Source organism: Streptomyces sp. NP-1717, from assembly GCF_022695985.1.
Classification (GTDB): domain Bacteria; phylum Actinomycetota; class Actinomycetes; order Streptomycetales; family Streptomycetaceae; genus Streptomyces.
In genome coordinates this window covers 1-8,711 of the sequence record NZ_JAAPBF010000273.1, presented here as the reverse complement: position 1 = coordinate 8,711, position 8,711 = coordinate 1, and the positions used below count along the sequence as shown (strand labels likewise).

The window sequence follows — 8,711 nt, the reverse complement described above, 5'->3', positions numbered from 1 at the left end:
ACACGCACGGGTGCCCGCTGCCCCGTTCAGCTCTGTCGGCCGGGCGGACCGGCCTGCCGTACGGACCGAGGACCCTGGCCCGCCGGCCGAGGGGGACAGGCCGTGTCCTGCGGCCCGTACGGGGCCGTGTTCGACGCGCCTGCCACGGGCGCGCGCGCCGGACGGCGGGAGGCCCGGCTGACCCGGTCGGCTCCGGCGGCGGCCGGGCCGATTGGCACGCCGTACGGGCCGAGAAAACACCGCGTCGGCGGCTGAGCGGGACACGCCGTGTTCTGCTCGGGCGAAGTCCCCCCGGGGCCCGTACCGCGTTCGCGCGCGCTCGCCGAGGAGCGGCCCATGCTCGTCGGCACGGCGCCCACGCGGTACGGCCACGATGACCCGGCGTCTCGACGGCCCGGACGGCCGGACAGCCCGCGCGGGCCCGAGGGCCGGACAGCTCCGGCGGTCTGCATGGGCCGACCCGCCCGCAACCGCTACCGTCCGGCCGACCTCGTGGCCCGATCCTATTGGCCCGTGGCCTTCGGGCCACTCGCCCCGTGTGGCGGTGGCGTCGATGCTTCTTGGCGTGACGCAGACAGCCGAGACACCCGCAGAGATACCCGCGGAGGCCCCCGCCCCGCGCGGCCGGCCCCGGTCCCGTGTGCACCGGGCCTGGTTCGTCGCCGCCGTCACCTTCGTGACGATCATCGGCGCCGCCGCGTTCGCCTCGCTGCCGGGGCTGCTCATCGATCCGCTGCACTCGGAGTTCGACTGGTCGCGCGGCGAGATCGGGTTCGCGGTCTCCGTCAATCTCGCGCTGTACGGGCTGACCGCGCCGTTCGCCGCCGCGCTCATGGACCGGTTCGGGATACGCCGGGTCGTGGCCGTCGCGCTGACCGTCATCGCGACCGGCTCCGCGCTCACCACCGTCATGACGGCCGCCTGGCAGATGGTCCTCTACTGGGGCGTCCTCGTCGGCCTCGGCAGCGGCTCGATGGCCCTGGCCTTCGCCGCCACCGTCACCGACCGCTGGTTCGTCGCCCGGCGCGGTCTCGTCACCGGCATCCTCACCGCGGCCGGCGCCTCCGGGCAGCTCGTCTTCCTGCCGCTGCTCTCCTGGCTCGTGGAGAACCACGGCTGGCGCCCCGCCGCCATCACCGTCGCGCTGTCCGCGCTGGTCGTCGTCCCCTTCGTCTGGCTGCTGCTGCGCGACCACCCGGCGGACGTGGGGCTCGCGCCGTACGGCTCCGAGGAGTTCAAGCCCAAGCCGCCCCCGGTCACCGGCGCCGCGCGGCGGGCCGTCACCGTCCTGTTCGACGCCGCCCGCACGGGCCCCTTCTGGCTGCTCGCCGGGACGTTCGCGATCTGCGGCGCCTCCACCAACGGCCTGGTCAAGACCCACTTCATCCCCGCCGCCCACGACCACGGCATGCAGATCACGGCCGCCGCCTCGCTCCTCGCCGTCATCGGTGTCTTCGACATCGTCGGCACGATCGCCTCGGGATGGTTCACGGACCGTTTCGACGCGCGCCGGCTGCTCGCCGTCTACTACGCGCTGCGCGGCGTCTCGCTGCTCTTCCTGCCGATGCTGCTCGTGCAGGGCGGTGGGGACGTCCGGCCGCCGATGCTGTTCTTCATCGTCTTCTACGGTCTGGACTGGGTCGCGACCGTCCCGCCGACGATCGCCCTGTGCCGCGAGTACTACGGCGCCGACAGCGCGATCGTCTTCGGCTGGGTGCTCGCCTCGCACCAGGTCGGCGCCGGGATCGTCGCGTTCGCGGGCGGCACGGTGCGGGACGTCACCGGCTCGTACGACATGGTCTGGTACGGCTCCGGCGCCCTGTGCGCGGCGGCGGCGCTGATGGCCCTGCTGATCAGGAGCCGCGCCAAGGCCGCCCCGGCCCCCGCCCCCGTCAGCGCTGCTTGACGCCCTTCGCCTTCGCCCTGGCCTTGGCCGCCCGCGCCTTGGCCGCCTTCGTCCCGACCGCCTTCGCGATCCGCTCCGCGTCCCTGGACAGCTCGCGCAGCATCCCGCTGATCGGATTCGTGAAGCCCGTGAAGTAAAGGTCCGGCGCCCGGTCGGACGTGCGCGCGCCGCGCACCACCGGGCGCCCCCGCTCGTCCAGCACGCCGAGGTGCCCCACCAGGCCCTCCAGGGCCCTGCTGTAGCCGGTCGCGGCGATCACCACGTCGGGCGAGATCCGCGAACCGTCCGCCAGCACCACCTTGTTGCCGTCGAACGACTCGACCGCCGCGACCGGTTCGACCCGCCCCTTGCGCACCGCCGCGATCAGACCGACGTCCTGCACCGGGATCGCGCCCTCACGCACCCGCGAGTACAGCCCGGTGTCGGGGCGCGGCAGCCCCCGCTCCGCGAGATCGGGCACCGCGATCCTGCACATGATCTCGCCGGCCCGGTCGACCAGCCGCGTCGGCAGCCGCCGGACCAGGATGCCGGTGCGCTGCGCCGGCCAGCCCGCGGTGGAGCGGCGCACGATGTGCGGGACGGTACGGATCGCCAGACGCACCCGCGCCGCGCCGCCCTCGACCAGGTCGACGGCTATCTCCGCGCCCGTGTTGCCGACTCCGACGACCAGGACGTCCTTGCCCGCGTACGGGCGGGGGTTGCGGTACGTACCGGCGTGCAGCAGTTCCCCCTCGTACGACTCCGCCCCCGGCCACGCGGGCAGCCGCGGCGTGTGGTTGTAGCCGGTGGCGACGACGACGGCGCTCCCGGTCAGCTCCCGGCCGCCGGTCGCGCGCAGCAGCCAGCTCCCGCCGTCCGCCGAGCGGTCGATGCCGGTGACCTCGACGCCGGTGACGATCTCCAGGGCGTGGAACTCCGCGTACTTCTCCAGATAGCGCACCATGTGGTCCCGCGACACCCAGCGGCCGAAGGACCGCGGCATCGGGAGGCCCGGCAGCGCGGACAGCTTGCGGGTGGTGTGCAGATGGAGCCGGTCGTAGTGACCGCGCCAAGAGGCCCCGACGGCCTCGGACTTCTCCAGCACCACGGCTCGTACGCCCTGCGCGCGCAGGGCGGCGGCGACGGCGAGACCGCCAGGGCCGCCGCCGATGACGTACACGGGGCGGTCGTTGGTGAGGTCGATGTCGCTGGCCATGAGAGCTGAGCGTAATCGAGCGGGCACTTGTTGGGTCTCGGTCAAGATGGGAATCGATTGCGAATCGGTTACGTACGGGTAAGTCCTGCGCGCGGAGGCTGAATCTGCCGTGAAAGTCGGCGTGAATCAGACGCTCCGCGCGCAGCGCGCCGCCGGGGATCAGTCGATGACCGCGACGACCTCGATCTCGACCAGATGCTCGGGCACGTCCAGTGCCGCGACGCCCAGCAGTGTGCTCGGCGGTACGGGGTTCACCCCCAGCTTCTCCGTCGCGCGGGCGCGCCCGTCCAGGAACAGCGGCATCTTGTCGGGGGTCCAGTCGACGACGTGGACGGTCAGTTTCGCCACGTCCTCGAAGGAGGCGCCGATGCCGGCCAGGGCGGTGCCGACGTTGAGGTAGCAGCGCTCGACCTGTGCGGCGAGGTCGCCCTCGCCGACGGTGACGCCGTCCGCGTCCCAGGCGACCTGCCCGGCGATGAAGACCAGCTTCGATCCGGTCGCGATCGACACCTGCCGGTAGACGTCGATCTTGGGGAGTCCGGTCGGGTCGACGAGGGTGATGGCCATGGTTTCCGCCTTGCTCTTCGGTCTGACAGTCGGTCTCTTGTGGTTACTCAGGAACCGTAGGAGAGTGTGGGCTGACATGGAAGAACGCACTTTTTGGTGACTGGGGAACCTGATGGTGACCAAGCAGTTCGGCGGCCTGCCCGAGGACGCGGATCTCCGGCGCGCGGACTCGCTGGCGCGGGAGATCTTCTCCGACGTCGCCAACAAGTGGGCGCTGCTGATCATCGAGGCGCTGGGGGAGCGGACCCTGCGCTTCGGGGAGATACGGGACGAGGTCGCGGGCATCAGCCACAAGATGCTGACCCAGAATCTGCGCATGCTGGAACGCAACGGCCTGGTGGAGCGGACCGTGCACCCCACCGTCCCGCCGAAGGTCGAGTACACCCTCACCGAACCGGGCCGCGCCCTGCGCGAGACGGTCGACCTGATGTGCGACTGGACCCAGCGCTATCTGGGCCACATCGAGACCTCCCGCGACCGCTTCCGGCCGGGTCCGTGAGAAGGCGCTCAGGGCCAGAGCAGCTCGCGGGACCAGTCGCCGCCGGCCGGACCCGTCGCCGTACGGCGGTAGCGCAGCCGGACATGGCGCCGCTGGGCGTCGCCCTGGAAGAACTCGACCTCCTCGGCGTCCAGCACGTACCGCGTCCAGGTCGGGACCGGCGCCCGCGGCTCGGCCCGCGCCCGCTCCCACGCGGCCTCGGACGCGCGCGCCAACTCCTCAGTGGAGCCGAGTACGTCGCTCTGCCGCCCGGTCAGCGCCGAGGCCAGCGCGCCGGTGGACCGGACGCCCAGATCGGCCCGGCTCTCCTCCGGTCCGGCGGCGCTCACCGCGCCGCGTACCCGGATCTGCCGCCCCCGCGCCGGCCAGTAGAAGCCGAGCGCGGCCCACGGCCGGGCGGCCAGCTGGCGGCCCTTCGCGCTGGTCGCGTGCGAGGCGAAGTGCCAGCCGCGCTCGTCGGCGTCGTGCAGCAGCAGGGTCCGTACGTCGGGCCGCCCGTCGGCGCCGGCGGTCGCGAGCGTCATGGCGTGCGGCTCGCTCTGCCCGGCCGCCACCGCCTCCACGAACCACCGGTGGAACAGTGTCAGCGGTGCGCCGGGCGCGGCGGCCGGATCGAAGGCGGGCAGATCGGTGTCCCAGACCCGTAGCCGGGGCAGGACCGCGCGGAACGCCTGCCGCTCGTCGGCCTCGTCGTCGCTCATGGGCTCATTCAACCGCGCCGGTCCCGCGAGCACCGCGGACGGGCCACTCCTGCCGGCCGGGCACTACTTACGATGTAGTACTACACATGAAGTGGTGTCAACGCGAAAAGGTGTGACCGCCCCCATGCGACAGAACCTGGCCCGGCGCTCGGCACTGGTCGACGCCGCCATCGAAGTGCTGGCGAGCGACGGCGCCCGAGGTCTGACCTTCCGGGCCGTCGACGCCGAGGCGGCCGTGCCCACGGGCACGGCGTCCAACTACTTCACCAGCCGTGACGACCTGCTCAACCAGGTGGGCCACCGGATCTACGAGCGGCTGATCCCGGACGAGGCCACCGCCGCCGGCCTGCTGGCCGGACCCAACACCCGCGAGCGCACGGCGGAGTTGGTACAGCAGGTGGTGCGGCGCGTCACCGCGTTCCGGACCGGGTTCCTCGCGCTGCTCGAACTGCGGCTGGAGGCCACCCGGCGCCCCGAGCTGCGCGCCGTGCTGACGGCGCGCGTCGTCAAGGACGTGGAGGCGAACGTCGAGGGGCATCTGGCGTCCGGGCTGCCCGGTGACGCCGACGCGGTCAAGATGCTCTATCTGGCCGCCAACTGGCTGGTGGTGGAGCGGCTCACGCTGCCCGGTGTCTTCTCGGAGGAGGAGGCCGCGCGGCTGATCGGCGAGATGGTGGAGCGGGTGCTGCCGTCCGGTCCGTGAGACGGGAGCGCCGGCGGCGGATCAGTTCGCTGATCCGCCGCCGGCGTGACAGGACGGAAGGAAGGGCGCGCCCGTACCGCGCCCCGCGGGCGCGGCTACTTCGCCGGCTTCTTGCCCGTGATGCCCAGGTGGACCAACAGCGCCAGATTCGGCTTCAGTTCGGCCTGCTTCACGCCCCAGGTCTGGAAGCCCTTCTGGTGCCCCGCCACCGCGGCGAGCATGACGACCAGAGAGCCGGCCATCGCGGCGGGGTTGACGTCCTTGTCGACCCGGCCTTTGGACTGGAGCTCCTTCACGGAATCCGTAAGGGAGTTGGTGACCGAACTCAGGATCTTCATACGGATCTTGTAGAACCGCTTGTCGCCCTCGGCGGCGCCGAGATCGATGACCCTGAGGATCGCGTCGTTCTTGCGCCAGAAGTCGAGGAATCCCTCGACGAGTTCTTCCGCCGTCTGGCGTCCCGCTTTACCCGCCCAGGAGCGGCCGGAGACGAGTTCGGTCAATCCGGCACCCTCCTTGGCCATTTCCTCGGCGATCTCGAGGACGGCGCCCTCGACGTCCGGGAAGTACTGATAGAAGGTCGCGGGTGAAGTGCCTGCCTTCCGGGCCACGTCGATGACTTTGACGTCCCGATACGGCGAGGTGCTGAGCATCTCGCTGAGGCAGTCGAGCAGCTTCTGCCGCGTCGCCTGGCCGCGCCGACCGGCCACGCGGCCGTCGACGGTACGCACTTGTCCTGTCATGCCGTCAGCTTACCGAGGGGTGATCGGAGCGCGATTCGGCCGACTGCAAATGGGGAACCGCCCGCTGATCGCCGGGGCCGTAAGAGACCGTCGAGAGGCGGTAAGGAGCGCGCCCCCGGACGGCCGTGACCAGCAAAAGTGTTATCAACAGCCTGTGGACAACTTCGGTGGACAACCCAGTGCGCACAGGCCCTCACCGGGAGGCAATTAGTCAATTGTTCGATTTGCCCCGCCCTGCGCCGGGCGAAATGCGCCATTAGCGTGGCCCGAAGGGGTGCCGCTCGGGCGGTGCGCACACGAAGGAAGGATCCGGGCTCATGGCCGCATTCGCGGAAGGCACGCCGTGCTGGGTGGATGTGTCGCTTCCCGACGTCCAGGCGGGCAAGCGTTTCTACGGCGAGCTGTTCGGCTGGACATTCGGCGCGGACGGCGGTGCGGCATACGGGTACTACACGAATGCATTCAGTGACGGAAAGCGAGTGGCCGCACTCGCGGCGAAGCAGGACGGGCGTATGCCGACCGTCTGGGGCGTTTATTTCGCGACATCTGACGCCGCCGCTCTCAGTGCGCGAATCAAGGAGGCCGGCGGCGGAATGGTGAGGGATCCGGCAGCCGTCGGGCCGTACGGGACGATGGCGCAGGGCGTCGATCCCGGTGGCGCGGTCTTCGGCCTCTGGCAGCCGGGGGCGTTCTCCGGCTTCGAAAAGCAGAGTATGCCCGGATCTTTCTGCTGGACGGAGCTCTATACGAGGGACAAGGAGAGCGTCGACCTCTTCTACGAGTCGGTATTCGGCTTCGTCGGCAAGGATCTGCCGGGCGAACCGACCGATTACCGCACATGGTCCCCGGCGGGCTCCGAGCCGGGGAGTGACGCCGCGATCGGGGGGCGAAGTGTCATCACCGACGCATTCCCGAAGGAGATGCCGGGGCATTTCCTCGTTTACTTCTCCGTCGTCGACTGCGACGAGACGGTCGCCGACGCCGTACGGCTGGGCGGCCGGGTCAGGGAGCCCGCCGCCGACACCCCGTACGGCCGGATCGCCGTCGTCGCGGACAACCAGGGCGCGGCCTTCGCGCTGCTCGCCGAGCCGGCGGCCGCGTAAGCGCGAGGCGGCGCAACCCGCATTGGCCCGTACGCGTCAATACTGATACGGGCGTGATACTCACCCCGTACGAGGTCGTTCGCTCATTTCCTGTCCGAAACAGGGTGAGACACCCCGATCCGCCCCCGGGTTCGCAACCATCGAGCCAGACAGGAAGAATCAGGGTGCAGGGGGCCGTACCTTTGTGGCCCGTACGGGGAGGTGGCAGGCAAGTGGAGCAGCTGACGCAGCACGATCCGAGACGGATCGGGCCCTTCGAGGTGCTGGGGCGCCTCGGAGCGGGCGGTATGGGTCTCGTCTATCTCGCGCGCTCGGCCTCGGGCCGGCGCGTGGCGATCAAGACGGTGCGGACCGAACTCGCCGAGGACCAGCTGTTCCGTGTCCGTTTCACGCGCGAGGTGGAGGCCGCCCGCGCGGTCAGCGGCTTCTACACCGCCGCCGTGGTGGACGCCGACCCCCGGGCCGCCGTGCCCTGGCTGGCCACCGCCTACGTGCCCGCGCCCTCGCTGGAGGAGATGGTCAACCGGTGCGGTCCGCTGCCGGTCCAGGGCGTGCGCTGGCTGGCCGCCGGCATCGCCGAGGCGCTCCAGTCCATCCACGGCGAGGGCCTGGTCCACCGTGACCTCAAGCCGTCGAACGTGCTGGTCGTGGAGGACGGGCCGCGCGTCATCGACTTCGGCATCGCCTCCGGCGTCTCCAACACCCGGCTGACCATGACCAACGTGGCCGTCGGCACCCCCGCGTACATGTCGCCCGAGCAGGCGCGCGACTCCCGCAGCGTCACGGGCGCCAGCGACATCTTCTCGCTCGGCTCCACCCTCGTCTTCGCCGCCACCGGACACGCCCCCTTCCACGGCGCCAACCCCGTCGAGACGGTCTTCATGCTGCTGCGTGAGGGACCGAACCTGGAGGGGCTCCCCGACGACCTGCGCCCGCTCATCGAATCGTGCATGCAGATGGACGCCGCCCAGCGCCCCTCGCCCGCCGACCTCCAGTCGCAGCTCGCCCCGCACCTGTTCGCCTCGGGCAGTGACGACAGCGGTACGGCTTCGGCCTGGCTGCCCGCTTCCGCCACCGAGATGATCGAGGAGCGGCGGGGTGGCGGGCGCATCAACGCGGCCGCCGCCGCTGCCGCCGCGCGACCGCCGGTTCCGCCGCCGCCCGCGCACCGCCCGCCGCCTCCCGCGCACGCTCCCGACTGGGACGCCGCGTGGCGCCGCGACGGCGAGGGCCAGGGCGGCGGTCAGGGACAGCAGGGCGGCCAGGGTGGCGGCGGGGCGCCCGCCGTGCCCGC

General features: G+C 71.4%; 9 protein-coding genes. 5 read left to right on the top strand and 4 right to left on the bottom strand.

Features of this window, described 5'->3' with window-relative positions; translation table 11 throughout:
• Window positions 1-553 precede the first annotated feature (553 nt).
• Window positions 554-1,906: an MFS transporter gene (locus GXP76_RS31805; protein ID WP_242575087.1), complete on the top strand. Its 1,353-nt coding sequence runs from the start codon at window positions 554-556 to the stop codon at window positions 1,904-1,906.
• Here GXP76_RS31805 and GXP76_RS31800 read toward each other — a convergent pair.
• Window positions 1,893-3,101, bottom strand: coding sequence for an NAD(P)/FAD-dependent oxidoreductase (locus GXP76_RS31800; protein ID WP_242575086.1), 1,209 nt, complete (start codon window positions 3,099-3,101; stop codon window positions 1,893-1,895). The genes GXP76_RS31805 and GXP76_RS31800 overlap by 14 nt on opposite strands.
• Window positions 3,102-3,260: 159 nt before the next feature.
• Complete coding sequence (locus GXP76_RS31795; RefSeq protein ID WP_242575085.1) at window positions 3,261-3,668, bottom strand: RidA family protein; 408 nt, start codon at window positions 3,666-3,668, stop codon at window positions 3,261-3,263.
• 112 nt (window positions 3,669-3,780) lie between these two features.
• Here GXP76_RS31795 and GXP76_RS31790 point away from each other — a divergent pair, with 112 nt between their 5' ends.
• Window positions 3,781-4,167 carry a helix-turn-helix domain-containing protein gene (locus GXP76_RS31790; protein ID WP_242575084.1) on the top strand — a complete coding sequence of 129 codons (387 nt, stop codon included), beginning with the start codon at window positions 3,781-3,783 and terminating at the stop codon, window positions 4,165-4,167.
• An 8-nt stretch (window positions 4,168-4,175) separates the two neighbouring features.
• On the opposite strand, the gene GXP76_RS31785 is transcribed toward GXP76_RS31790, so the two are convergent.
• The gene (locus tag GXP76_RS31785) at window positions 4,176-4,868 is read right to left on the bottom strand and encodes a pyridoxal 5'-phosphate synthase (RefSeq protein ID WP_242575083.1); all 693 of its coding nucleotides are present in this window, start codon (window positions 4,866-4,868) and stop codon (window positions 4,176-4,178) included.
• 124 nt (window positions 4,869-4,992) lie between these two features.
• On the opposite strand from GXP76_RS31785, the gene GXP76_RS31780 reads away from it, so the two are divergent.
• Window positions 4,993-5,571, top strand: coding sequence for a TetR/AcrR family transcriptional regulator (locus GXP76_RS31780; RefSeq protein WP_242575082.1), 579 nt, complete (start codon window positions 4,993-4,995; stop codon window positions 5,569-5,571).
• Window positions 5,572-5,666: 95 nt separating this feature from the next.
• On the opposite strand, the gene GXP76_RS31775 is transcribed toward GXP76_RS31780, so the two are convergent.
• Entirely contained in the window at window positions 5,667-6,314 is a 648-nt protein-coding gene (locus tag GXP76_RS31775; protein WP_078076684.1) for a TetR family transcriptional regulator, read from the bottom strand.
• Window positions 6,315-6,631: 317 nt separating this feature from the next.
• On the opposite strand from GXP76_RS31775, the gene GXP76_RS31770 reads away from it, so the two are divergent.
• Together GXP76_RS31770 and GXP76_RS31765 are read left to right on the top strand one after the other, a co-directional pair.
• Window positions 6,632-7,417, top strand: a complete 786-nt coding sequence (locus GXP76_RS31770) for a VOC family protein (protein WP_242575081.1) — start codon at window positions 6,632-6,634, stop codon at window positions 7,415-7,417.
• 212 nt (window positions 7,418-7,629) lie between these two features.
• Window positions 7,630-8,711: serine/threonine-protein kinase (locus tag GXP76_RS31765; protein ID WP_242575080.1), on the top strand; the 1,082-nt coding region annotated here is incomplete at its 3' end.

What these genes read in the sequence shown, in the direction of transcription:
- GXP76_RS31805 (WP_242575087.1), top strand. Translation starts at nt 554, where the DNA reads ATGCTTCTTGGCGTGACGCAGACAGCCGAGACACCCGCAGAGATACCC.
- GXP76_RS31800 (WP_242575086.1), bottom strand. Translation starts at nt 3,101, where the DNA reads ATGGCCAGCGACATCGACCTCACCAACGACCGCCCCGTGTACGTCATC.
- GXP76_RS31795 (WP_242575085.1), bottom strand. Translation starts at nt 3,668, where the DNA reads ATGGCCATCACCCTCGTCGACCCGACCGGACTCCCCAAGATCGACGTC.
- GXP76_RS31790 (WP_242575084.1), top strand. Translation starts at nt 3,781, where the DNA reads ATGGTGACCAAGCAGTTCGGCGGCCTGCCCGAGGACGCGGATCTCCGG.
- GXP76_RS31785 (WP_242575083.1), bottom strand. Translation starts at nt 4,868, where the DNA reads ATGAGCGACGACGAGGCCGACGAGCGGCAGGCGTTCCGCGCGGTCCTG.
- GXP76_RS31780 (WP_242575082.1), top strand. Translation starts at nt 4,993, where the DNA reads ATGCGACAGAACCTGGCCCGGCGCTCGGCACTGGTCGACGCCGCCATC.
- GXP76_RS31775 (WP_078076684.1), bottom strand. Translation starts at nt 6,314, where the DNA reads ATGACAGGACAAGTGCGTACCGTCGACGGCCGCGTGGCCGGTCGGCGC.
- GXP76_RS31770 (WP_242575081.1), top strand. Translation starts at nt 6,632, where the DNA reads ATGGCCGCATTCGCGGAAGGCACGCCGTGCTGGGTGGATGTGTCGCTT.